Origin of the sequence: Nostoc sp. DedQUE05 (assembly GCF_034530955.1) — a bacterium.
GTDB lineage: Bacteria > Cyanobacteriota > Cyanobacteriia > Cyanobacteriales > Nostocaceae > Nostoc.
In genome coordinates this window covers 62,939-88,398 of record NZ_JAVRCB010000016.1, presented here as the reverse complement: position 1 = coordinate 88,398, position 25,460 = coordinate 62,939, and the positions used below count along the sequence as shown (strand labels likewise).

The window sequence follows — 25,460 nt, the reverse complement described above, 5'->3', positions numbered from 1 at the left end:
AGGACTCTAGACGCTGGTATTTGATGGCTAAAGGTCAGAGGATTTATTAAACCTATGGCGACAAAATTTCCGAAATTTAGCCAGGATCTCGCACAGGACCCGACGACTCGTCGGATATGGTATGCGATCGCTACAGGCAACGATTTTGAAACCCATGATGGCATCACAGAGGAAAATCTTTACCAAAAGATTTTCGCAACTCACTTCGGTCACTTGGCAATCATCTTCCTGTGGGCATCCAGCCTCCTGTTCCATGTAGCCTGGCAAGGTAACTTTGAACAGTGGATTAAAGATCCCCTTCATATCCGTCCCATCGCCCACGCGATTTGGGACCCCCACTTTGGTAAACCAGCGATCGAAGCTTTTACCCAAGCTGGCGCTAGCAATCCGGTAAACATTACCTACTCTGGTCTTTACCATTGGTGGTATACCATCGGAATGCGGACGAACGGCGAACTATACAACGGTTCAGTATTCCTGTTAATACTGGCAGCCGTACTGTTGTTTGCTGGTTGGCTGCACTTGCAACCCAAGTATCGTCCTAGCTTGGCATGGTTTAAGAGCGCTGAACATCGCCTAAACCACCACCTAGCAGGTCTCTTTGGTGTTAGTTCTCTGGCTTGGGCTGGTCACTTAATTCACGTTGCTGTCCCCGAATCTCGCGGTCAGCACGTAGGTTGGGATAACTTCTTGAATACCCCACCCCACCCAGCAGGTTTGACACCATTCTTTACAGGCAACTGGGGTGTTTACTCTCAAAACCCTGACACTCCTGGACATATCTTTGGGACATCTCAAGGTGCAGGAACTGCAATTCTAAGTTTCTTGGGTGGCTTCCATCCTCAGACAGAAGCTTTGTGGCTGACTGACATGGCTCATCACCACTTGGCGATCGCAGTTATCTTCATTGTTGCCGGTCATCAGTATCGGACTAACTTCGGAATTGGTCACAGCATCAAAGAAATGCTGAACTCCAAAGCTGGGTTAGTACCAGGTACCAACAGTGAAGGTCAGTTCAACCTGCCTCACCAAGGGTTGTATGACACCTATAACAATTCACTGCACTTCCAGTTAGGTATTCACCTAGCTGCTCTGGGAACCATCACCTCTTTGGTGGCACAGCATATGTACGCCATGCCTCCTTATGCATTTATTGCTAAGGACTATACAACTCAGGCAGCGCTGTACACGCACCATCAATATATTGCTGGTTTCTTGATACTTGGTGCTTTTGCTCACGGAGCAATATTCTGGGTACGTGATTACGACCCAGAACAAAACAAGGGCAACGTTCTTGAGCGCGTATTGAAGCATAAAGAAGCGATTATCTCCCACCTTAGCTGGGTATCCCTTTTCTTAGGCTTCCATACCCTCAGCTTGTACGTCCACAATGATGTAGTGGTTGCTTTCGGTACTCCTGAAAAGCAAATCTTGATTGAGCCAGTGTTTGCTCAATTCGTTCAAGCTGCAAACGGTAAAGTACTGTACGGTTTAGATGCTTTGCTATCTAACCCCGATAGTATTGCTTACACAGCATGGCCCAACTACGCTAACGTTTGGTTGCCAGGCTGGTTAGATGCCATCAATGCTGGTACTAACTCCCTGTTCTTAACAATTGGCCCTGGCGACTTCTTGGTTCACCATGCGATCGCTTTAGGTCTGCACACCACCACCTTGATCTTGGTCAAAGGTGCTTTGGATGCCCGTGGTTCTAAGCTGATGCCCGATAAAAAGGACTTCGGCTATGCCTTCCCTTGTGACGGCCCCGGTCGTGGCGGTACTTGCGACATCTCCGGTTGGGATTCCTTCTACCTCGCTGCGTTCTGGATGCTCAATACCCTTGGTTGGGTTACGTTCTACTGGCATTGGAAACATCTGGGTATTTGGCAAGGCAACGTAGCTCAGTTCAATGAGAACTCTACATATCTCATGGGCTGGTTCCGCGATTACCTCTGGGCTAACTCTGCTCAGTTGATTAACGGTTACAACCCTTACGGCGTAAATAACCTGTCTGTCTGGGCTTGGATGTTCTTATTTGGACACCTAGTTTGGGCTACTGGCTTCATGTTCTTAATCTCCTGGAGAGGTTACTGGCAAGAGTTGATTGAAACCCTTGTTTGGGCACACGAACGCACTCCTCTAGCTAACTTAGTTCGCTGGAAAGACAAGCCCGTGGCTCTGTCCATCGTTCAAGGTCGTGTAGTTGGTTTAGCTCACTTCACTGTTGGCTACATCGTGACTTACGCAGCATTCTTGATTGCTTCTACTGCTGGTAAGTTCGGTTAATTTCGACTGCTAGTTTTGTAGATAAGTAATAAAAATCCCCTGCCGCAAGGTGGGGGATTTTTTTTGGGTTTTAGGTGAAGAGGATGGGAACAATAGAGAAGGGGCGGGCAAGATGCCCACCCCACAATAAAGAAAAGTTACAGAAAAATTACAAATAGTTTTGTATTCTGAATGCAAGAGCCAAAGTTGAAAATTTTTTGGAGAAGATTACCTCATTGGGAGTTAGATGGGGCGGTTTATTTCATTACTTTTAATACTTGGGAAAAGTTAGAACTTAGCCTAGAAGCTAGAGAAATAGTTTTTAATTCTTGCTTGTTTTTTGATAAAAACAGATATCGAATATTTGTCCTTGTGGTCATGACAAATCATGTGCATCTGCTCATTCAGCCATTACTCAAATCAGAAAATGAGTTTTGGTCATTGAGTAGCATTATGAAAAGTATTAAAGGTTATAGTGCTAAACAAATTCCCAAAGTGATGAAACATATAGGAACAGTTTGGCAAGATGAAAGATATGAGCGTATTGTTAGGAACGATGAAGAGTTTCAACAATATTGGGAATATATCAGACAAAATCCTGTAAAAGCAGGGTTGTCATCAAGCTCAGAAAATTACCCCTTCTTTTGGCAACTCCCTGAATAATCTCACTTATCACATTCTCTCTTCTCTTGTGGGGTGGGCATCTTGCCCGCCCCTTTGTAGCCTTAAATGCCAGTCTAGAATTGACTATTGAATCAATTTAATTTTCTCTATTGCCTCTGCATATTGTTTTGTATTCTCTTGTTGTAAATAAAGGTTAGCAACTTACTGCCAATCTTTAATTGCACCTTGATTATCTCCTAATTCATAGCGAACCAAAGCCCGATTATCGTAGGCAGCAGCATTTTTTGCGTTTAACTGAATCGCTTTATTATAGTCTTGTAAAGCTCCCTCTGTATCACCTAAATCGGAGCGAGCAACACCTCGATTGCTATGGGAAGTACTAGATATAGGTGCAAGCTTCACTGCTATGTTTAAGTCTTGTAATGCTCCTTGTTTATCTCCTAATTTGCGCCGGAATATAGCGCGATAGTCATAAGCCAAAGGGCTTTTAGGGTCAAGCTCAATTGCTTTATTGCAATCTTCTATAACTCCTGACTCATGGCCTAATTTATCACGAACTTCAGCCCGCTCAATGTATAAATATGGATTTTTAGAATCTAGCTTAATAGCTGTGTTTAGCTTGTCGAAAGCTGCTTTATAATTTCCAGAAGCCCTGTGAGCATTACTTGACTCAATATAGTTTGATAGAGAAATAGAAGATTTCACAGTAGTATAGGCAAACGGGATTATACTCACTCCTATAATTGCTGCACCTATATAAGGTATTAAGAAGTATTTAGACTTGTGATTGTTTAAGTTGCTTGTCATATAAATCACACCGATTTCTTGATTGAATAGAATTTTTTCTGAGAGTAAAAATTTTTTGTAGCATTGTCGGTATTATACTAATGTGATGTACCAAATTTTTGATATTATGCTGATATAAATACTGGCTACTGCTGACTTGACATTATATGCTGGATAATCTTAATGCTTTTGTGGGGTAGGCATCTTGCCAATAACCAAGGGCGGGCAAGATGCCCACCCCACAAGAGATTATTGGATACTATTTTTGATTTGGAAGTCCCCAAAGCCGGGATAATTTTATAACTCTTGAACTCACAACAAATAAATTTAAAATCATATTACACCCAAAATCACGGCGCAATATATCTAGGTGATAGCCTAGAACTAATAAAATCTATTGAAAACAACAGTATTAATCTTATCCTCACATCACCTCCATTTGCTCTGACACGAAAAAAAGAATACGGTAACGAAACTGCTGAAAAATATATTGAGTGGTTTCTACCTTTTGCATCCGAATTTAAAAGAGTTCTCGCAGATAATGGCTCATTCGTACTAGATTTAGGCGGCGCTTACTTACCTGGTAATCCCGTGCGGAGTATCTACCAATACGAACTTTTAGTCAAATTATGCAAAGAAGTAGGTTTCTTTCTCGCTCAAGAATTTTACCACTATAATCCGGCTCGACTGCCAACCCCTGCTGAGTGGGTGACAATTAGGCGAATTCGTGTGAAAGACTCAGTAAATACAGTTTGGTGGTTGTCTAAAACACCGAATCCTAAAGCAGATAACAGAAAAGTATTAAAGCCATATAGCCAAAGTATGAAACAATTACTCAAAAATGGCTATAAAGCAAAAATACGTCCTAGTGGACATGATATTTCTGATAAATTTCAAAAGGATAACCAAGGTGCAATTCCGCCGAATTTGCTAGAAATTGCTAATACTGAATCGAATAGCGCTTATTTACGACGCTGCAAAACAGCAGAAATTAAACCCCATCCAGCACGCTTTCCTCAAGGGTTCGCCGAGTTCTTCATCAAATTTTTAACTGATCAAGGTGATATGGTATTAGATCCATTTGCAGGTTCTAATACAACCGGCTTTGTTGCTGAAACTCTGCAACGCCGATGGATATCTTTTGAAATTAATGAAAATTATGTAATGGGAAGTCGTTATCGATTTAGCCAATAACCAAATTAAGTAAAGAGTCAGGAGTGAGAAGTTAAAATTGATAACCCTTCGGCAGGCTCAGGGCATCGCTTATAACTCTTAACTCATAGCTACTCAATTAAATTTCTCCATTCACTTGCATTTGATGAACTCGATCGGCTAGCTCTTGACGACCTCGATCATCTAGTTTATCAATAGCTAACATCCCCATCAGAATAACTTCTTTCAGGGTCAAACGTGTGGAATGTGCCTGTTTTTGCACAATCTCTTTAATAATGGGACTGACACCAATCGCTGTACTAGCTCTAGCCACAGAAGAAAAGGAAACACTAATGATTCAGCCTAAATCTTAGCACTTTCAATGAGGTTATTCTCTAGAGCTAAACTTAATTTAAGTGTGTTTCAACTCATACTTCAATGAGTAAACAGAAATTTGAAATTACGTATAGTGAGTTATCAAATTCTCAGTATGGCAAACCTGATACTTGCTCATTGAGGACACGTTATCGTATGATATCAATATTCTCAAAAGTTAAAATTTTGGCTATTTTTTCCAAAATTTCTACTAAGTTCTCAATCGTCATATTAAAGATACGAGCTAATTTTGATATATCAGGGAAGTCAACTGTTGTCGTTTTCTGACGACGCGCATAACTTGTAACTCTGTTGCAAATTACCTCACAATGGTCAGAAGCTTCTTTTAGTGACCACACTTTCACTTGTGCTTGACAAAACGAAAATGTATACGTATTACCGTAGCTTTCTCGGTCTAGCCAACTCTCACGCGATCGCGACAATTAGCTGAAATCTAGAAACCTAAAATCTGCTGTTTATTTCACATATTAGCAACATCAAAAGCAAAAACCTCTGTTCTTAGATCCTCTAAAATAACTCACTAATCGCCAGTTTGCAAACCTAGTTATATTTGTGATAACTGAGTTAGAAAAAGCGAGTGGCTGATGAAAACAGTGCTTTAAGTAGAAGTATTCGCACAAATAAGACTTGTATACCACCGGGAAAACCCTACTTTAAAGAGATCGTAAATTGTCAAATATAATCTCATGAACACGCTTTACAGAACTATACAGCGTAAATAAGAATAATAACTTAACCGAAGTAAAATTTTCCTGAATACAGCCAATTAATGCCGTCATAAGGAAAAGCAGTGAGTAGAGGAGAGAGAAAGCGATGAGGGACCCTTATCTGTTGGCAGCAGGCTTGTTAACAGGATTAGCAATACCAGCATCGGCTCTTCCACATCTGTCAATTGTCCTGCCAGAAAGTTCTAGATTCCTGTGGGATTTAAAACAAGGTTCGCAGACAATAGTCAGTACAAAAATTATCAAGAGCGTCGACCTTTCCTTACCCGAACTCAGCTCTCAAGCGTTCCAACCCCTAAAAAGTTCGCAGCCAATAGTAAGTGAAAAAAACGTCCCTAGCGTACCAGAATTCAGCACTCAGGGATTACCAGTATCAACAGAGTCATCACTTAACCCCAGCACCCAAGCAACTAGCCTCTTATTGACATCTGGAAATCAACTTTACTACCAAAGATTGGCAGCTCTGAAAACAGGTCAGATTTATACACGCGTAGATAGTGATAATTTGCAATCATTGTGGGAGTCGATCAAGAAACGTCAACTAACTTATGACGACTGGAAAAGTTTATTAGCTTTAGAAGCTAGAGCGATCGCTCAAGGTCAAGGTGCCAATCATCTAAGTATTTTGGTTGGTGATTCTTTGAGCATGTGGTTTCCCAGAGAAAAACTGCCTGCTGGTAAATTGTGGCTCAATCAAGGCATATCTGGAGATACCTCTAGTGGCGTTTTAAAAAGATTGGGGGCATTTTCAGCAACGCGACCAGATGTTATTTACATTATGGCTGGGATTAACGACCTACGAAAAGGCGCTAGTGATGAAACAATTTTGCATAATTATCGCCGGATTGTTCGGCGTTTACGCCAGACTCACCCCAAAGCTCAAATCATTGTCCAATCAATTTTGCCTACTCGTTTACCAAAAATTTCCAATAGCCGTATTCGTCACCTCAACATCCAACTAACCGCGATCGCTAAACAAGAAGGTGCTAATTATCTCAATATTTATAGCTGGTTTACGGATATGGAAGGCAATTTGCGCCCAGAGTTGACCACAGATGGCTTGCACCTGTCTCAAGAGGGATATGATGTGTGGCGAACGGCACTACAGCAGATAGAATACACACTCACTCAGCGTGAGAATTGAGCGATCGCTTTGCTGACACTTAAAGCGATGTCTACGATGGGCTGCGCCTACGCAATTTTTAAATTTATGGAAGTTAGCGATACTGATGCCATCAACATACGTTCTGTAATTGAATACCAATTAGCAGCCTTTAAAAAAGATGATGCCCAAGGCGCTTTTGCCTTTGCTAGTCCGGCGATTCAGGCGCAATTCGGAACACCAGAAAATTTTATGCAGATGGTAAAGACAAGCTATCCAGCAGTATACCGTCCTCGTTCTGTATTTTTTGAGAACATAACAACCATCCAGGGAAACATAACTCAACCAGTGCTGCTACTTGCTCCTGATGGAGTCCCCTTGAGGGCTTTATATTTTATGGAAAAACAGCCTAATAATATCTGGAGAATTAACGGTTGCTTTCTAGTTTCTCTAGAAGGTAAATAAACTCTATATTTATAGAACTAAAATCCTATACTTTAACGCCCAAGGCTTCCCTATTTAAAACCTGATTTAACTTACCGCTACGATAACCTTCTAAATCTAAGGTTACGTAGATAAATCCAAAATCTTGAAATGCCGAAACTAGTGTTTGTAAATCGTTAGTTAATACAAACTCTTTGATTTGTTCTGGTGGTAATTCAATACGTGCTGTATCCCCTTGGGATCGCACGCGCAAATTCTGCCAGCCTAGCTTTCGCAGATAAATTTCTCCTCTACCAACTCGTTGCAACTTAGCGACAGTAATTTCTTCACCGTAAGGAAACCGGGAACTGAGGCAAGGTTGAGCAGGTTTATCCCACCAAGGTAAACCGAGTTGTTGCGAAAGTTGGCGAACTTCAACTTTGGTGACACCCACTTCTGCTAAAGGCGATCGCGCCCCTCTTTCTTTAGCCGCCTGAATTCCTGGGCGATAATCATGCAAATCATCAGCATTCACCCCATCCACCACGTAAGGATAACCCAACTCTAAAGCTAAAGGTTTGAGAGTGTCGTGCAACTCACTTTTGCAAAAATAACAGCGGTTAACTGGGTTAGAAGTGTAATTGGGATTTTCCATCTCGTGAGTCTGGACGATTTTATGAGGAATCCCAATTGTTGCAGCTTGAATTTTCGCGTCTTCCAATTCTTCTGGTAACAGTGAAGGAGAAACAGCCGTGACAGCCAAAGCGCGATCGCCCAACACATCATAAGCAATTTTGGCAACCAAAGTGCTATCAACGCCCCCAGAGTAGGCAATCAACGCCTGCTCCATTTCTGTAAATAAGGCTCTTAATTGCTCAAATTTTTCTGTCAGCATCATTTCCCAATCCTGCCAAAACCTTACAGCACCCAATCATTTATATTGTAGTCATTAGTTATGGAGCATTGGGCATTGGGCGTTAGGAGTGCTGTTAGCGTCAGCGGGGCGTTTAGCCCGTGCTGAGTTAGGAGTTAAGAGTTAAGAGTTAAGAGTTTTGTTTATCTCCTTGTCCCCTTGTCCCCTTGTCCCCTCATCTCCTCATCTCCCTGCTCCCCTGCTTTCTCGTCTCCCCCTGCCTCTCTATATTGGCGGTTTGCTGTACTTAGCCACCAGACTGGCTAAAAGTGGTAAATCAATTGGTTTAGAAATATAGTCATTTACTCCAGCAGCTAGACAGGTTTCGCGATCGCCTTTCATCGCCATTGCTGTTTGAACAATTACCGGAATCGTCCGATATTGCTGATGTTCTCGCAGTTGTTGTACCAAGTTAAGACCATTTCCATCTGCCAAACAAACATCCATTAAAATTACCGCTGGATCTAACTGTGTTAGGGCTTCCCACATCTCGTCAGCATTCTTAACCCAAGTTACTTGATATCCCAATTTTTGTAGATAAATTTGCATCAAATCAGCATTGGGTAAATCATTTTCTACCAGCAAAATTTCTACAGAGGAACTAGGTGTCAAAGGCAGAGGAAATGAGGGAAAATTTGTTTCTCCTGCTTCCTCATCTACCCTCACTGCCATCTCTTGCTTAAGAGGAAGTACAAGAGTAAAACGGGAGCCACGATCTATTTCAGATTCAACTTTCACCCAACCACCGTGAATTTGGGCGAGTTTCTGAGTCACTGCTAAACCCAAACCAGTACCTTCAATACCATCTGCTACGGCCTTGGCAATTTGGAAATATGGCTGAAACAGTTGAACTTGGTCTTCCTGGGAAATGCCAGTGCCAGTATCCCAAACTGTAAAATGCACAAATACACCTTTGGAAGCAATCTGTAAGCCAACACTTCCAATACTTGTAAACTTTAGGGCGTTGAAGAGTAAATTCAACAACATTTGCTTGAGTCGTAAGGGGTCAGCTACTAAGGTTTTAATATCGGGTTCAAGTTCTAGGCACAGTTTCAAACTTTTATTAGCAGCTTTCTCTTTCACCAATGCCAGAACATTGTTACACAACAGTGGGACATCTACTGTTTCCCACTGTACTTCTAGCTGATTTGCTTCAATTTTAGAGAGATCCAAAATATCGTTAATCAGAGCTAGTAAGTGTTTACCGCTAGACTGAATGATATTTAAATACTCTTGCTGCCGTTCTTTAGTTGGTTCGTACCCTGGAGCTAAAAGCAGATGGGTAAACCCAATAATGGAACTAAGCGGTGTACGAATTTCGTGGCTGGTGTTTGCCAGAAACTGATTTTTCAGTTGATTGGTGCGCTCCAATTCTTGATTAGAATTACTTAACTGTTGACACCGTTGCGGCCAAGACAGGATGTGTCTAAGTTGTACCAAGGCTGTAGTACAGCATTTGGCAGACCTTGTTATCAATTGCGATCTGAGTTGAGCTTGCGATTCTATGAACGACTCATGATGAGAACTTAGGGGCGCTGTGGCAAGAATTAGCCAGCCGATAACGCTGCCAGAATCATCCGCCAACCGCCAAACACTCGGTAGTTGCTGATTCTCAAGCTGTTGTAAATCTTCAATTTTTATGACTTCTTGCAATCTCAACAGCAGCTTTTTTTCTGCTGTCAGCACTTCTAGAAATAAAGGTGGTGAATTTGGGGATGGAGAACCAGAAACATAGCAAACTGTGGCAACAGTTTCTTGTGGTTGACACATAGCGATGCCTACGGCACATTCTGTAAGTGCCAGATTACTGCTGTGAATAGCACTGTTAATCTCGTTAACCACGGTTTGGAAAATTTCCGCTTGTGCTGCTTCTGGCTGTGGGACAGTGTTACAAGCAGAAAGCAAGCAATCATTAAGGCGACTTTGCAACTGGTTTAAGCTGCTCTCCAGCCACAGCTGCGCGCGAAGTTGCTCAATTGTTGTCAAAAGTTTAAGTTTTGGCGTTGCATCTATCAGTGATTTCTGGTCTGGTAAGCTTGAATACTGCTGCATGGTCAACTAGACCGCTGAACAAGTTTAGCTACGCATAAAAATCCCAACAGGATTTTATGTATATTAACGGACAATTCTTTTTTATTTATAAACGATAACTTATGTTGTTATAAACCATAACTTATGATGTCGAGTTTAGCAGCTAGTCCAAAAAAAAATTATTGTATGAACCTAACCTAAAATTTTTTCAACGCAACTGAAAACTTATGGATGCACAATTCGCCCAACTAATCGTGAATGGGATTGCGGTGGGGAGCATTATTGCTCTAGCCGCAGTCGGACTGACTCTTACTTATGGAATTTTACGGCTATCAAACTTTGCTCATGGTGACTTTCTCACTTTAGGAGCCTATCTAACTTGGCTGATAAACACCATTGGAGTCAATATTTGGCTGTCGATGATCCTAGCGGCGGCGGGAACGGTAGCAGCAATGCTGTTATCGGAAAAGTTACTGTGGTCAAAGATGCGCTCTATCCGTGCTACTTCTACTACGCTGATTATTATTTCTATCGGACTTGCCTTATTCATTCGCAATGGGATTATTTTTATCTGGGGTGGCAGGAACCAAAATTATAATTTACCTGTTACTCCGGCTTTAGATATTTTGGGTTTAAAGATACCGCAAAATCAATTATTGGTATTAGGGTTGGCGGTGCTAGCAATTTTGGCGCTGCATTATCTGCTGCAAAATACCAAAATTGGTAAGGCGATGCGAGCAGTTGCCGACGATCTGGACTTAGCTAGAGTTTCAGGTATCAATGTTGACCGAGTTATTTTTTGGACTTGGGTAATTGCTGGCACGATTACGTCATTGGGCGGCAGTATGTATGGGTTAATTACAGCTGTGCGTCCGAACATGGGTTGGTTCTTAATATTACCATTATTTGCCTCAGTAATACTTGGTGGAATTGGCAATCCCTACGGTGCGATCGCAGCAGCTTTTATCATTGGCATCGTCCAGGAAATCAGCACTCCTTGGCTGGGTTCACAATACAAACAAGGTGTAGCACTGTTAATCATGATTTTGGTGCTGCTCATTCGCCCCAAAGGTTTATTCAAAGGAACGATTTGAGCAGCACCACTCCACTTCTAATTATTCAATAATGTGGAAATACCAGGCTGCTACCAGGAAATTGATAGCTAACAAGAATATTGCCCAGCCTGTGCGATAGGCGTAGGGAGGTTTAGCTCCACTGTCGGCAACTGGTAAATCTGTAGGATTCTTCGTTGTTTTAGAGGTCATAATCCGATTCTCCTAATGTCATGACTTTTAAAGAAATACCAAACTGGTGTACCAAATACTCAAATTCTTTAAGAATATTTGTGTGAAGTTGGGAATTGGGCATTGGGAATTGGGAATTGGGCATTGGGCATTGGGCATTGGGCATGGAGAAGAGACAAGGAAGAGGGGGGAGACAAAGGAGAAACTTGTCCCCCTGCCCCTCTGCCCCCCTGCTCCCCCCACTCCCTACTCCCCAATCCCTACTCCCTCCTCTCCAGCATGGTAAGAACTGCGAACCAGAGGCCCAGAACGAACATGGTTGAATCCCATTTCCCATGCTAATCTGCCAAGCCGATCGAATTCCTCTGGAGTCCAATATTTTTGGACTGGCAAATGTTCTAAAGAAGGACGCATATACTGCCCGATAGTCAAGCGATCGCATCCCACAGCCCTTAAATCAGCCATTGCTTCGATAACTTCATCAACTGTTTCTCCGTGTCCCAGCATCAAACCTGATTTGGTGGGAATTGTCGAATCGATTTCTTTAACCATAGCCAGCACCAAGAGCGAGCGATCGTACTTGGCTCCCCGGCGCACTGGCCCAGTTAACCGCCGCACTGTCTCAATATTGTGATTGAAACAAGCTGGTTTGGCTTTGACAATCATCGCTATCCGCTGGCGTTGACCTTCTTCTCCAACACCAGCACCACCCCAAAAATCTGGGGTCAGCACTTCTATTTGAGTCTCTGGATTCAATTGGCGAATAGTCGCGATCGTCTTTACAAAGTGCCCTGCGCCCCGATCGGGCAAGTCATCACGGGCTACAGAAGTCAGCACCACATAACGCAATCCCAAAAGCTGCACCGCCTGGGCAACCTTTTCAGGTTCCTCTAAATCAAGAGGCATTGGTGCATGACCTTTATCTACTTGACAGAAAGCACAAGAGCGTGTGCATGTAGGCCCCATTAGCAAAAAAGTTGCAGTTTTTTGGGCATAGCACTCCCCTCGGTTAGGGCAGCGTCCTTCTTCACAAATCGTGTGAATTTGGCGCTGCTTAATAATGCGTTGTACGGTAGAGATTTCACTGGCTTTACCAATCGGGCGACGTAACCAGCTAGGCATTGCCTTAATTTCAGACTTTAGTTCGGCTTGTTGTGACGAAATCATAAACATCCAAGCAAGATGCGGATATAGATGTAGTGGTCGGTTGATTAAATATCACAATGACACAAATTTAAAAGAGCACGAGCAAAAGTTTTGCAAAACACCTCTAACAATGTCATTTATACCGAAATATACTATCCCCCAATTGCTAGAAATTATGTATATAGTGGGAGGATTCTCAAGGACAATCGGCAAAGCCGCTATTTACACTTATAGTTTCTGTTAGAGCAAACAGTCGTGGCAAGCAACAAGATTTTAGTTATCGATGACACTACAGTTGTCAGGGTAAAAGTACGAGAAATGTTGCCTCCGGGCAATTTTGAGGTACTAGAAGCAAAAGACGGTGTGGAAGGACTAAATTTCATCCTTCAGGAAAAACTCAGCCTGATTATGCTGGATTTTCTGTTACCTAAAATGAGTGGCTGGGAAGTTTTCCAGAAAGTTCAAGCCGATCCAGAGTTAAGGAAAATTCCTTTAGTGATCATGTCTGGTCGCAAAGAAGAGGTGACTGAGAAAATCACAGAACCATTTGAATATTTTGAATTTCTGGGCAAACCTTTCGATCAGAAACAACTAATTGGTGCAATTAAGCTAGCTATGGCCAAGGCAAAACAGCCACGCCCAGAACTAGTGGCAGTAGGAGCAGCGGTTGCTGTCAAAAATGGCACAGTAGCAACCTCTGGTGTCGCCAATGGTACGGTAGTAGCTCCTAGCGTTGCAAATAGCGTCACAGCCCCCAGCATCACAACCCCCAGTACTGGAGGAGTCTCCGAGGCAGAAATTAATGCATTGAATGAGAAAATTGTCAAAATGCAAGCAGAAATTGATGGTTTGAAGAAACAGCTTACTCAGGTTGTGACTTTTATTAAACAAAAAATCAAGTAGTATTTGTGCTCGTTATTATTATCGCAGCCAAAAATACACCATCTATACTGGTGTCCGATTAAAAGCGGATAAAAATAGTTAGTTCAAAAACACTTATGTTGATAAATCATCATTATTTAGTGAGGTACAGCTTGACCTAAGCTCGGTAAAGCTGTACTTTATCTTCCCTCTTAGTAAGTTCAAAGAAGGGTTGTGTTGAGATTTCGATATGTACTTCACTTGATGAGAAAACATACAGTTTAAGATTCAGATATTTAGTAATAAAAATATATTACAAGTCACATTTTCTAATACAAATTAAACAAAAAAATCCTCTTTCATGATGAGGATAGTCTTTGCGCGGGAATAATAAGCCATAGAAACAATAATTATGAGCATAGTCCGCAATGTTAGTAGTATTAGATACATTATATTCGTTTCCTGGTTATCGCATTACTGAACAAATCTACTCAGGCAGTAAAACTCTAGTTTATCGAGGTATTAGAGAAGAAGACCAAAAATCAGTCGTTCTCAAATTGATGCGGAATGAATATCCTACCTTTGCAGAAATAGCTCAGTTCCGAAATCAATATATCATCACCAAAAACCTCGATTTTCCTGGCATAGTCAAAACCTATAGCTTAGAAAATTACCGTAACAGCTATGTTTTAGTGATGGAAGACTTTGGTGGCATTTCCCTCCAAAACTGGCAAATAGATGACAAAGTAAAAAAGGAAAACTGGCTTTCCCTGAACGAGTTTTTCCACATTGCGATTAAAATTGCTTCTACCCTGGAAAGACTGCATCGCGATCGCATCATTCACAAAGATATCAAGCCTGCCAACATCCTCATCAACCCTAGCACAAATGAAATCAAACTCATCGACTTTAGTATTGCCACCCTTTTGCCAAGAGAAATTCAATTTCTCACGAATCCCAACATCTTAGAAGGTACCCTGGCTTACATTTCCCCAGAACAAACTGGAAGGATGAACCGAGGTATTGACTACCGCACTGATTTTTATTCCCTCGGTGTCACCTTCTTTCAGCTCCTCACCGGACAGTTACCTTTCACCAGCAAAGATCCGACGGAGTTAGTTTACTCTCACATTGCCAAACAACCGCCAAGAGCCAGTCGGATTAACTCCGATATTCCGCTAATTTTGTCTGACATCATCAGCAAGCTGATGGCAAAAAATGCCGAAGACCGCTATCAGAGTGCTTTGGGGTTAAAGCATGACTTGGAGGTGTGCCAAAGCCAGTGGCAAGAAACAGGAAATATTGCACCCTTTAAACTCGGCGTGAGAGACATCTCTGACCGTTTTGTAATCCCTGAAAAACTCTATGGTCGCCAAAGTGAAGTTGAAACTCTACTTGCTGCTTTTAAGCGTGTGACAGACGGGGCAACAGAAATGATATTAGTCGCAGGTTTCTCTGGCATTGGCAAAACTGCCGTGGTTAATGAAGTCCACAAACCTATTGTGCGGCAGCGTAGTTACTTCATCAAAGGAAAATTTGACCAGTTTCAACGTGACATTCCTTTGTCAGGATTAGTGCAAGCCTTTCGGGACTTAATTGGGCAACTGCTCTCAGAAACTGATGCTCAAATTCAACAATGGAAATCCAAAATTCTGCGGGAATTAGGTACACAAACACAGGTGATTATTGATGTCATTCCTGAACTCGAACAGATTATTGGTAAACAACCTCAGGTTACAGAACTCTCTGGCAGCGCTGCCAAAAATCGTTTCAATTTATTGTTTCAAAAATTCATCCAAATCTTTACAACTAAAGAACATCCCCTAGTTATCTTTCTCGATGACTTGCAATGGGCAGATACAGCTTCTTTGAAATTAATTCAGTTATTAATGTGTGAAAGTATGTTGTCTTCTATTTCAGAAGAGACAGAACAGATGCGTGAAACAAAAGGGGGTTTCTTATTAGTTGGTTCCTATCGAGATAATGAAATTTCCAAGGCACATCCGCTTTCTTTGACATTACAGGAGATTCAAAAAGCAGGAGTAATCATTAATACAATTACTTTAGCACCTTTAAATCAAGGCGATTTAAATCATCTAATTGCTGAGACACTTCATTGTCCAGAATTGGTTGCTGTTCCTCTCACCCAGATGGTGTTTGCTAAAACTAAAGGCAACCCCTTCTTTTCTGTTCAATTTCTCAAAACTTTACATGATGATGGGCTAATTGTATTAAATTTTGATGCTGGTCATTGGCAGTATGATATTTCAAAAATCAAAGATTTAGCTCTTACAGATGATGTAGTAGAATTTATCGCCCTGCAAATAGAAAAATTGCCAATATATACCCAAAAAGTTTTGAAACTAGCTGCCTGTATTGGAAATCAATTTGACTTAAAAACTCTGGCGATCGTTAATGAAAAATCTGTAGTAGATACAGCATCAGACTTGTGGCAAGCGTTACTTGATGGGCTAATTTTACCACAATCTGAAAATTACAGCATTTTTTCAAAAGATAATACTAATCAAGAATTCATTGTTCATGGAATAGAATCTACACAATGTTCAAATTCTAATTTACAGCTACCCAAGTATAAATTTGTCCATGATAGAGTGCAGCAAGCCGCTTATTCTTTAATTCCTGAAGAACAAAAAAAGCCAATTCACTTAAAAATTGGGCTACTGTTATTGAACAATATTCCTGTTGCAAAACAGGAAGAAAAGATTTTTGAGCTTGTCAATCAGTTTAATATCGCAGTAGAATTCATCTCCCCTCAAGCTAAACGAGATGAACTGGCCCAGATGAATCTAATTGCTGGACGTAAGGCTTTAGCATCAACAGCTTATCCCGCCGCTGTTAAGTATTTAACTATCGGCATCCAATTGCTCGCAAGTGATAGTTGGGAGACTAAATATCAACTAATCCTAGCTTTGTATGAGACAGGAGCAGAGGCTGCGTATCTAGCTGGCGACTTTAGGCAAATGGAGCAATTAGTAGAAGTAGTGTTGGCACGAGCAAAAACACTGCTAGAAAAAGTAAAAGTTTATGAAGTCAAAATTAAAGCTTATGGAGCGCAAAACCAAGCACTAGAATCTGTCAGGACTGCACTAAGTGTTCTAAAATTGTTGGAAGTTGAGTTGCCTGAAAATCCTAGTCAGTCAGATATTCAGCTAGCGATCGCTGAACTAACATTAAATTTAAATGAAAAGCGGATTGAGGATTTAATTGATCTGCCAGAAATGACGGCAGAACAAACATTGGTAGTTATGCGGATTCTATCGAATGCGCTTTTTTTTGCCTATGCAGTTACTCCTGAACTTTTTTTCCTGATTGTTCTTAAACAAATCAACTTATCGCTCAAATATGGCAATGCCCCCTTGTCTGCCTTTGCATACGTTCTTTACGGAACGATCCTCTGTAGTGAAAAGGGAGATATTCAGTCTGGCTATGATTTTGGCAAACTGGCTTTAAGTTTGGTGGCTAAGTACAATGCTAAAGAAGTTGAAGCAAAAGTTATGGAGGTATTTCATGCAGGTATCCGTCATTGGAAGGAGCATCCTAAGGAAACATTAAATACTGTACTAGAAGCTTACTCTCTAGCGATAGAAACAGGAGATTTAGAATTTGCAGCTTTATTTCTTCAGTTTTATTGCTTCTGTTGTTATTCTATTGGTAGAGAACTTACAGGGCTGGAACGCGAGATAGCAAACTACAGCAATGCTTTGAAGCAAATCAAGCAAGAAAGAGCGTTTAACTGGAATTGTATCTATCAACAAAGTGTCTTAAATTTACTGGGGTTTGTAGAAAATCCTTGTCGTTTAATTGGTGCAGCCTATGATGAGGAGAAAATGCTGCCACTGCATTTGGAAGCCAAGGATGGAATCGGACTTTTATATCTATATTTCCATAAACTACATTTATGCTACTTGTTTCAGCAGTTCCCTCAAGCAGCTGAAAATGCCACCCTAGCTGAAAAGTACTTAGATAGTGGTACAGGACAACTAGTTGTTCCTGTTTTCTATTTTTACGATTCTCTGGCCAAACTGGCGGTGTACGCCGATGCACCTGATTCAGAGCAAAAGCGTATTCTCGATCGGGTGCAAGCTAATCAGGAAAAGATGCAATATTGGGCATATCATGCCCCAATGAATAATTGCCATAAATTTTATTTGGTAGAAGCAGAAAGGTATCGAGTTGAAGGGAAATATTTTGAAGCAATGGAAGAATACGACCGTGCTATCTCCCTAGCTGAAGAGCATGACTACAAGAATGAAGTAGCTTTAGCTCAGGAACTTGCAGCTAAATTTTATCTAAAATGGGGCAAGCAGAAAATTGCCCAAACCTACTTAATTGATGCCTATTATGGATACGTTAATTGGGGAGCAAAAGCCAAAGTTGACGATTTAGTAAAACGCTATCCCCAATTACTCACTCCTATATCCCAGCAACAAAAACTGAGTATCCCTGCTAGCGAGGAAAGCGCTTCTTTCAATAGCATATCTATATCATCTTTATCTACTCTAAGTAATCAACAAACTGTTATTGGCTCGAAGACAAGTATTTCTGATTCTCTGGATTTAGCCGCATTCATTAAAGCATCTCACGCACTCTCTGGAGAAATCGAGCTTGAGCGACTACTTTCTACTTTAATGGAAGTTGTTATGGAGAATGCAGGAGCTTCTAAATGCGCTTTAATTTTGAGTGAAGGTGATAACTTAGCATTAACTGTCACAGCAGTTTGTTCAAGTTCAAATTTTGAGCATACCTATACTGAGTTTCCATCAACTTGCCTTGAATCAAGCTACGATGTTCCCATTACTTTGATTAACTATGTTAAACGCTCTAGAGAAATCTTGGTTATTGATGATCCAATAGCTGTTTCTTTTCTAGCAAGTGATAGTTATATCACTAGTGAAGAACCTAAGAGCTTATTGTCTATACCTCTTCTAAATCAAGGTAAATTAATTGGGATTCTTTACCTAGAAAATCGTCTGACAACAGGAGCATTTACACGCGATCGCATAGAAGTTCTCAAACTTCTCACCACTCAAGCAGCAATATCCCTAGAGAATGCTATTCTTTATAAAAACTTGGCACAAGCTAAAGAAAGCTTGGAGGAATACAACCATACCCTAGAGGGAAAGGTTCAGGAAAGAACCCAAGAACTCAATGACAAAAATCAATGTTTACAACAAACTTTACAAGAATTGCAAAGTACCCAAATCCAATTAATTCAAAGTGAAAAAATGTCTTCTTTGGGACAAATGGTGGCGGGAATTGCTCATGAAATAAATAACCCGATTAACTTTATTCATGGCAATATCAATCATGCTAGCGAGTATGTCCAAGAGTTGCTGGATTTGATAGTTATTTATCAGCAAGAATATCCCCATCCATCCCCTTTAATTGAAGAGAAATCTGAGGAGATTGACATAGATTTTTTATCAGAAGACCTTCTCAAGATTCTAGATTCCATGAAAGTAGGGAGTTCGCGTATCCGAAATATTGTTTTGGGCTTACGTAACTTTTCTCGCTTAGATGAAGCTGAAATGAAACCTGTAGATGTTCATGAGGGAATAGACAACACCTTAATGATTTTGCAGCACCGACTGAAACCAAATAGCAATTTACTAGAAATTGAAGTCATCAAAAAATATGGACAATTACCGGAAGTTATTTGTTACCCTGGTCAACTAAATCAGGTATTTATGAATATTCTGAGTAATGCAATTGATGCTTTAGAAGAGTTATTTATCATAGCTCATCCATCATTAATAAACGAGCGAGAAGAATTAACAAATGATATAGATACGTCACCGACTTCTCATCGTGTACGACAAATTCATATTTTTACTGAACTAACAAATTCTAATACGGCAATAATTCGGATTACTGATAACGGTTCTGGCATGACAAAAGCCGTGCAGCAGAAAATATTTGACCCATTTTTTACCACCAAGTCAGTAGGAAGTGGTACGGGTTTAGGGTTGTCAATTAGCTACCAGATTGTCGTGGACAAACACAAAGGTAGTTTAACCTGTAATTCTACACCGGGAAAAGGGACTGAGTTTACTATTGAGATACCAATGCAACAGTTAGAGGGTTAGATGAGTAATTGATCGAGTCCAAATCTAAGAGTACTAAAAACGCAGTTTTTGTGAAAAGCTGCGTTTATAATATTTATTCAAATCGCTCTGACAGATTATTAAAAGACCGATGTGGATGTAGTTGTCATATTCACTCGAGGCTCTTCACGCACATGTCGTCCTGTAACTACCATCTTCACCCCATTAGCAGGCGCAAGTGCAAAACCTCGACGTTGAGGATGCTCTGGCCGCTTACCAGCTAGAGCAAGTTGATAGCCTGACAGTACTTTTGCTAATACTAGCTTCATTTCAAACATAGCCAAAGCTTCACCTATACAGCGACGAACTCCACCACCAAAGGGCAAAAATTCATAAGTAGAAAATTCGTGTTCTAAAAAGCGTTCTGGTTTAAATTGCTGATGCTGCGGATATAAATCCTCACGCTGATGAGTCAGGTAAATACTGGGAACCAGTAATGTTCCAGAAGCTAAAGGATGTCCTAGTAGTTCACAGGGTTCTTGGACTATCCTGGGGAACGCGAACATTGCGATCGGGTGAATTCGCAATGTTTCATTACAAACAGCTGTGAGATAAGGTAGTTGGAAAATGCTCATGGGATCTGGGGAATCACCGAGGGAATCAAGTTCTTGAAGCAATTTATCTCGGACTTTCGGTAAATGATGAATCCAATACAATCCCCAAGCCATTGCTGTTGCCACGGTTTCATGTCCTGCTACCATCAGTGTCATCAAATCATCACGCAACTCTTGATCTGTCATCGGATTACCCGCTTCATCCCGCGCTAACATCAGCAAGGATAAAATATCGATGCGATCTGGATTAGGTTCTTCCCGGCGTTGGGCAATTTCAGCGTAAAGCAATTCATAAATTTGTTGCCGTTGACGCAGAAACCATCCCCAAGGACTCCAAGCTCCTAAATCTTGTTGCAGGAAGGGGAAAAAAAGGAAGCTAGAAGTAAAGGGTGAGCTAAAGAGATCCAAAAGCAACGCCATTAAGCGCTTGATTTTGTCGTAACGTCCTCCCTTATGCAAGCCAAAAATAGCTTGTAAAATAATTTGCAGAGAAATTTCCTGCATTGCAGTACGAGCTAAGAAGGGCTGATTTAGTGGTAACTGGCTAAAGACTTGTTCGGTGAGATTAGAAATCAAAGAGCCGTAGGCTCGCATTCTGTCGCCATGAAAGGAAGGCATTGTGAGTTTTCGCCGCCGTTTATGGTGTTCACCGTTCAGCATGAGGAGTGAATATTCCCCGGCTAAGGGTTCAAATATTTTGTTCCCTCTGCCAACGAATAAAAACTTCTTCCGATCGTTAGTGAAAATTTCCTTAATTGCTTGAGGATGGTTCACAAAAACCACAGTCTCCCCAAAACCAATTACCTCAGCAGTAAAAATGTCAGGATATTGCTGAGCTGCATTTTCCATAAAACTAACGGGGTCTGCAACCCACTGGATTTTCTGGAGCAAAGGGGGAGTTTTTAGTGGATTAGGTAGTTGCATTTGATTTTTCATACTGAAATTGCGTTATTTTTGTATTGTTAGTTATGGGGTAATATTGATTAACTTTGAAGCAGTAAAATTCTAGATGCTCCCAACACCTTTAAAAAAATCGTTGGGAGCATCGTGAAAAATATTCTCTGAGATAGTATATTTTTACTTATGATGGTAGTAAAACTTTCATGTTTGAAAGTACTTGCATATTGCTTTGAGATTTATCTAGCTCTAAAGTTTCTACTAACTCCAGTCTTTCTATAGTTTGATAGCGATCGGAATTAAAATACCAATCTAGATTGCCCCGTATCCAGGCATACATTCCTGAAATATACTTTGTAAGTTCAGCATCTACTTCTTCTCCAAAAGATGGCAGACATGCTTCTAGTTCGATCAGTTCTCGTACTTCTCGGTCGTGGATATCGACTGCACGCTTAATCGCTATTTCTAGAGGTAGTTGCTGTTGATAGTACAATACTAATACTAAATTGTGAACATCACCACTTGCCATTTCTCTAGAATACGAGAAGATATCATTACACCAGGCAAGAATATTAATTGTCTTCTCCTTGAGTTTTTTGAAAATCTTGTGCTGTCGTAAAATATCAGGAATCAGCAATTGATCGCAAAATTCAATCAATACTACGGTAAGATCCCCCGCCGAACTTAAGTTTCGTATTCTGATATAAGTATCAATATCCGGTATTATTTCCTGTGCGCGGTTACTTGCTTCCTGTACACATCCAGCGAAGTATTCCTCAAAGCTAAAAACAAAGTGATGGAACCATTTTATGCTCCCTATTTGGAGCATCCGTTGTCGTAGGTCACTTAAAGCATAGCTAAGGTGTATATCGTTGCTTGTAAGTTCTGCTCCATTTAGTACTTCAATAAATCTTCGGTGAAAAAGCTTAAGTGCTTCAGGTTGTTGGCCTAAATCTGACATATCACATTGGTCATCCCAAATAAACAGCCAACTGAACAAGTCACTGGCAATCTTTATTTTTTCTAGATTGCAGTAAGGATAAGCACCTGCTACGAGCTTGAAAAAATTTGACTTGGTGAAACGTCGATAAACTGATTCATTTGCCAGTAGGTTAAAGCGAGTTACCCATTCAAGAGCATACTCTTCTAAAACATCAATATGCTTATTGATATGGGATGAAAATGGACAGTATAAATCGGAGGAAAGTAATTCCTTCATAGAAATATATTAGTTAGAAGTAACTAACATAAAGTACAGGATAATAAAATCAATAGACTCATAGAGAGCCTATAAAAACTTTTGAAAATAACTCACTGTAACACCATATATATACAGTGTGTAGATCGTATTTACGTCACCGTACTGTTAGTAGTGTGTAAATCTACATGAGTATTTTTAAAGTTAAACAATATTGTTCTATGTTTAAAAAAAAAATAACCGTAAATATACGGTAATTGTCTAAAATGATATTTTTTTATAAAAAAAATTATATCTAGGAATACTCATGATAAATACTGTTGACAAAATGAAAAAATTAACTTATGGCATCAACAATGTTTTTCTGGGCCAGCGCTACTCTTATAAAAAGACAAGGGTATAAATAACTAATTTCAGAGCGATCGCCTTTATAAAAAAGGATTTTAAACTTTGGTGTATCGATGTCCATTAGCGATCGCCCCAACGCAAAGCTATAGGCAATTTAGCGTGAAAATGTTGCTGTTATCAGAGTTTTTGGGAACTATAGGGTTGTCAGACGATAAATTGGCAGCCTGTCTACCAAGAAAATAGAGGGGAATTAGCTGCGATCGCAAGGCAAGAGGCAATAACTAACAATGAATAAAATTAATTTAAATATATGAATGAAAAACCAGATATGAAAATGCTTTACACCCCAGAAGATAGTTTAATCTTAGTGGTAGATGATACTACTACTAATTTAGAAATTGTCTTTGATACATTAACTAATGTAGGCTTTAAAGTTATCACAGAAAATGATGGAGAAAAAGCACTGAAGCAGGTTGAGTATCAACTTCCCGATTTAATTTTATTAGATGTGATGATGCCAGGAATAGATGGATTTGAAACTTGCAAAAGACTAAAAGAAAATTCAGCTACTTGTGATATCCCCGTAATTTTTATGACAGCTAATTCTGATACTCATAGTAAGGTAAAGGGTCTAAATATAGGAGCAGTTGATTATATCACAAAACCCTTTCATCAAGAAGAATTATTAGCTAGAATTAAAACCCATCTTCAATTACGAAATCTCACAAAAACTTTAGAAAAACGAGTTTTAGAAAGGACATCAGCATTATCTAGGGCATTAAAAGACTTACAAGAGTCTCAACTTCAGCTTGTACAGACGGAAAAAATGTCTGCTCTTGGTCAATTAGTAGCAGGAGTTGCTCATGAAATTAATAATCCAGTTGGTTTTATTCATGGCAATCTTGGACACGCTTCAGTATATTTCCAAAACATGATTAACATTATTGACCTTTATCAGGAACACTATCCTAATCCAGTTCCAGAAATTCAAGAGGAAATTGCAGCTATAGATTTGAAGTATATACTTGCCGATCTACCTAATTTAATTTCCTCAATGAAAGAGGGAATTCAGCGCATTCGCAACATTAGTACCAGCTTGAGAACCTTTTCTCGAGCAGATAGCGATCGCAAAGTGTATTGCAACATTCATGATGGTATAGACAGTACAATTATGATTCTAAAACACCGTTTAAAAGCATCCGAAGATCGACCCGATATTCAAGTAATTAGAGATTACGATATATTGCCAGAATTAGAATGTTTTATCGGACAACTAAATCAAGTATTTATGAATTTATTAGCTAATGCTATTGATGCTTTAGAGGAGTCTAATATAGGACTTACCTATATGGAAATTGATGCAAATCCTAATCAAATTTTGATTCAAACCACTCTCACTGAAGATAAAAATTATATCTCGATTAGGATTAAAGATAATGGCGTGGGAATGTCGGCTGATGTCCAACAAAAAATCTTTGACTATTTATTCACCACCAAGCCTGTGGGTCAAGGCACAGGATTAGGCTTATCAATTGCTCGTCAGATTGTTGTCGAAAAACATGGAGGAACTCTAGAGGTAAATTCATCAATAGGGCAAGGTTCAGAATTTATCATTAAACTTCCTATTTAATAATTATAGTAAGCTACATTTATTAACATAATAAATAAATTTATGTTCGAGGCAGTAGTAGACCACAGTAACGATCCAGATTCTCTTGCAGCAGTTGAAGAAGTTCTTCAGCAATGTGCCAGTTCTCTTGCAAAAGATATACCAAAAGCTGGGATTATTTTTGCTGGCTAACCTTTTAAGACTCGATCTAATTCCCCACTCTTGAAGGAGGGTTAGAAAAAATAATGGGGACTTAACCTAGAAGAGACTATGCAAAACCGTAAACTGTCACAACGATAAGGCTCATAATTTCTTATCGACATTTTTTCATTAGAACCAAAAGCAAACATTAAATTCTCAAAATAAAAAGATTAAGTAGTTACTTTAGAGAAATTTTGGGGAACTCTATAAGTGTACTTCCAAGATTGTATTCTCAAAATTTATGATCGATGTACCCAAGGACTCAATAGCTACGCTTAATATTTCTTTAGAACGCGACATATTTTTACGTACACTAATCAGAGAATTATCTGGTACTTTGCAGGATGTAGTGGGTTTAAAAGAAGCTTCGGGATTTATTAGCGTTGTTGGTGAAAGGATGGGAAGGCAGATTAACCAAGATTATAAATCTGCCCTGGAAATCTCTAACCTTTCTCGTAAGCAGGTAGCTGATGTCTTGATTGATTTAAAAAAACGAATCCAGGGCGATTTTTATGTCATTGAGCAGAATGATGAAAAAATTGTCTTTGGCAACCGTGTTTGCCCATTTGGCGATAAAGTAATTAATCGCCCTGCCATGTGCATGATGACTTCAAACGTTTTTGGAACGATCGCAGCTAATAATCTAGGATATGCAAAAGTAGAATTGCAAGAGACAATAGCAGAAGGTAATTCTGGATGTAAAGTTATTGTTTACTTAAAACTTACAGAAGAGGCAGAAGATGCAGAAGGTCGAGAATACTTTAGGGGACTAGAATCTGTGTAAATCCTTCACTATCAAACAAAATAACTCCAGGATTAAGCTTAGTGCAGATATGTAAAGTAGAGTCAAACCGTGAAAG

Annotated in this window: 19 protein-coding genes; 11 read left to right on the top strand and 8 right to left on the bottom strand. The window is 40.1% G+C overall.

The features are described from left to right. Window positions 1-54 precede the first annotated feature (54 nt). Together psaB and RMZ42_RS14320 are read left to right on the top strand one after the other, a co-directional pair. Entirely contained in the window at window positions 55-2,286 is a 2,232-nt protein-coding gene (psaB, locus tag RMZ42_RS14325; RefSeq protein WP_322672012.1) for a photosystem I core protein PsaB, read from the top strand. Window positions 2,287-2,457: 171 nt separating this feature from the next. Next, entirely contained in the window at window positions 2,458-2,928 is a 471-nt protein-coding gene (locus RMZ42_RS14320; RefSeq protein ID WP_322672011.1) for an REP-associated tyrosine transposase, read from the top strand. Between the two features lie 162 nt (window positions 2,929-3,090). On the opposite strand, the gene RMZ42_RS14315 is transcribed toward RMZ42_RS14320, so the two are convergent. Then, a complete protein-coding gene (locus RMZ42_RS14315; RefSeq protein WP_322672065.1) occupies window positions 3,091-3,696 on the bottom strand; it encodes a tetratricopeptide repeat protein in 606 nt (201 codons plus the stop codon). Between the two features lie 285 nt (window positions 3,697-3,981). Here RMZ42_RS14315 and RMZ42_RS14310 point away from each other — a divergent pair, with 285 nt between their 5' ends. Beyond that, on the top strand, window positions 3,982-4,869 hold the full coding sequence (locus RMZ42_RS14310; RefSeq protein WP_322672010.1) for a site-specific DNA-methyltransferase: 888 nt from the start codon (window positions 3,982-3,984) through the stop codon (window positions 4,867-4,869). Window positions 4,870-4,966: 97 nt separating this feature from the next. Here RMZ42_RS14310 and RMZ42_RS14305 read toward each other — a convergent pair whose 3' ends face one another. Beyond that, window positions 4,967-5,161, bottom strand: coding sequence for a hypothetical protein (locus RMZ42_RS14305; protein ID WP_094342069.1), 195 nt, complete (start codon window positions 5,159-5,161; stop codon window positions 4,967-4,969). A gap of 875 nt (window positions 5,162-6,036) precedes the next feature. Between RMZ42_RS14305 and RMZ42_RS14300 the strand changes: the two genes are divergently transcribed. Both RMZ42_RS14300 and RMZ42_RS14295 read left to right on the top strand, forming a co-directional pair. Further along, the gene (locus RMZ42_RS14300) at window positions 6,037-7,092 is read left to right on the top strand and encodes an SGNH/GDSL hydrolase family protein (RefSeq protein ID WP_322672009.1); all 1,056 of its coding nucleotides are present in this window, start codon (window positions 6,037-6,039) and stop codon (window positions 7,090-7,092) included. Window positions 7,093-7,158: 66 nt separating this feature from the next. After that, the gene (locus tag RMZ42_RS14295) at window positions 7,159-7,515 is read left to right on the top strand and encodes a DUF4864 domain-containing protein (protein WP_322672064.1); all 357 of its coding nucleotides are present in this window, start codon (window positions 7,159-7,161) and stop codon (window positions 7,513-7,515) included. A 25-nt stretch (window positions 7,516-7,540) separates the two neighbouring features. Here the strand turns inward: RMZ42_RS14295 and larE are convergent, their stop codons facing one another. Continuing rightward, window positions 7,541-8,368 carry an ATP-dependent sacrificial sulfur transferase LarE gene (gene larE / locus RMZ42_RS14290; protein ID WP_322672063.1) on the bottom strand — a complete coding sequence of 276 codons (828 nt, stop codon included), beginning with the start codon at window positions 8,366-8,368 and terminating at the stop codon, window positions 7,541-7,543. 243 nt (window positions 8,369-8,611) lie between these two features. After that, window positions 8,612-10,438, bottom strand: coding sequence for a hybrid histidine kinase/response regulator HrmK (gene hrmK, locus RMZ42_RS14285; protein WP_322672008.1), 1,827 nt, complete (start codon window positions 10,436-10,438; stop codon window positions 8,612-8,614). Between the two features lie 206 nt (window positions 10,439-10,644). Between hrmK and RMZ42_RS14280 the strand changes: the two genes are divergently transcribed. Beyond that, window positions 10,645-11,511, top strand: a complete 867-nt coding sequence (locus tag RMZ42_RS14280; RefSeq protein ID WP_322672007.1) for a branched-chain amino acid ABC transporter permease — start codon at window positions 10,645-10,647, stop codon at window positions 11,509-11,511. 21 nt (window positions 11,512-11,532) lie between these two features. Here RMZ42_RS14280 and RMZ42_RS14275 read toward each other — a convergent pair whose 3' ends face one another. Together RMZ42_RS14275 and lipA are read right to left on the bottom strand one after the other, a co-directional pair. Then, a complete protein-coding gene (locus RMZ42_RS14275; protein WP_322669294.1) occupies window positions 11,533-11,682 on the bottom strand; it encodes a photosystem I protein PsaX in 150 nt (49 codons plus the stop codon). Window positions 11,683-11,907: 225 nt separating this feature from the next. Further along, window positions 11,908-12,828 (bottom strand): lipoyl synthase, encoded by a 921-nt coding sequence (gene lipA, locus RMZ42_RS14270; RefSeq protein WP_322672006.1) that lies wholly within the window; start codon window positions 12,826-12,828, stop codon window positions 11,908-11,910. Between the two features lie 234 nt (window positions 12,829-13,062). Here lipA and RMZ42_RS14265 point away from each other — a divergent pair, with 234 nt between their 5' ends. Continuing rightward, entirely contained in the window at window positions 13,063-13,710 is a 648-nt protein-coding gene (locus RMZ42_RS14265; RefSeq protein WP_322672005.1) for a response regulator, read from the top strand. Between the two features lie 386 nt (window positions 13,711-14,096). Further along, window positions 14,097-19,775: an AAA family ATPase gene (locus RMZ42_RS14260; RefSeq protein ID WP_322672004.1), complete on the top strand. Its 5,679-nt coding sequence runs from the start codon at window positions 14,097-14,099 to the stop codon at window positions 19,773-19,775. A gap of 98 nt (window positions 19,776-19,873) precedes the next feature. Here the strand turns inward: RMZ42_RS14260 and RMZ42_RS14255 are convergent, their stop codons facing one another. Both RMZ42_RS14255 and RMZ42_RS14250 read right to left on the bottom strand, forming a co-directional pair. Then, window positions 19,874-21,271, bottom strand: coding sequence for a cytochrome P450 (locus RMZ42_RS14255; RefSeq protein WP_322672062.1), 1,398 nt, complete (start codon window positions 21,269-21,271; stop codon window positions 19,874-19,876). Between the two features lie 157 nt (window positions 21,272-21,428). Beyond that, entirely contained in the window at window positions 21,429-22,463 is a 1,035-nt protein-coding gene (locus tag RMZ42_RS14250) for a terpene synthase family protein (RefSeq protein ID WP_322672003.1), read from the bottom strand. 637 nt (window positions 22,464-23,100) lie between these two features. Between RMZ42_RS14250 and RMZ42_RS14245 the strand changes: the two genes are divergently transcribed. From RMZ42_RS14245 to RMZ42_RS14235, 3 genes are all read left to right on the top strand, one after another. Then, complete coding sequence (locus RMZ42_RS14245; RefSeq protein ID WP_322672002.1) at window positions 23,101-24,420, top strand: response regulator; 1,320 nt, start codon at window positions 23,101-23,103, stop codon at window positions 24,418-24,420. Between the two features lie 42 nt (window positions 24,421-24,462). Continuing rightward, complete coding sequence (locus RMZ42_RS14240) at window positions 24,463-24,591, top strand: hypothetical protein (RefSeq protein ID WP_322672001.1); 129 nt, start codon at window positions 24,463-24,465, stop codon at window positions 24,589-24,591. Between the two features lie 250 nt (window positions 24,592-24,841). Continuing rightward, a complete protein-coding gene (locus tag RMZ42_RS14235; RefSeq protein WP_322672000.1) occupies window positions 24,842-25,384 on the top strand; it encodes a methanogen output domain 1-containing protein in 543 nt (180 codons plus the stop codon). Window positions 25,385-25,460 lie beyond the last annotated feature (76 nt).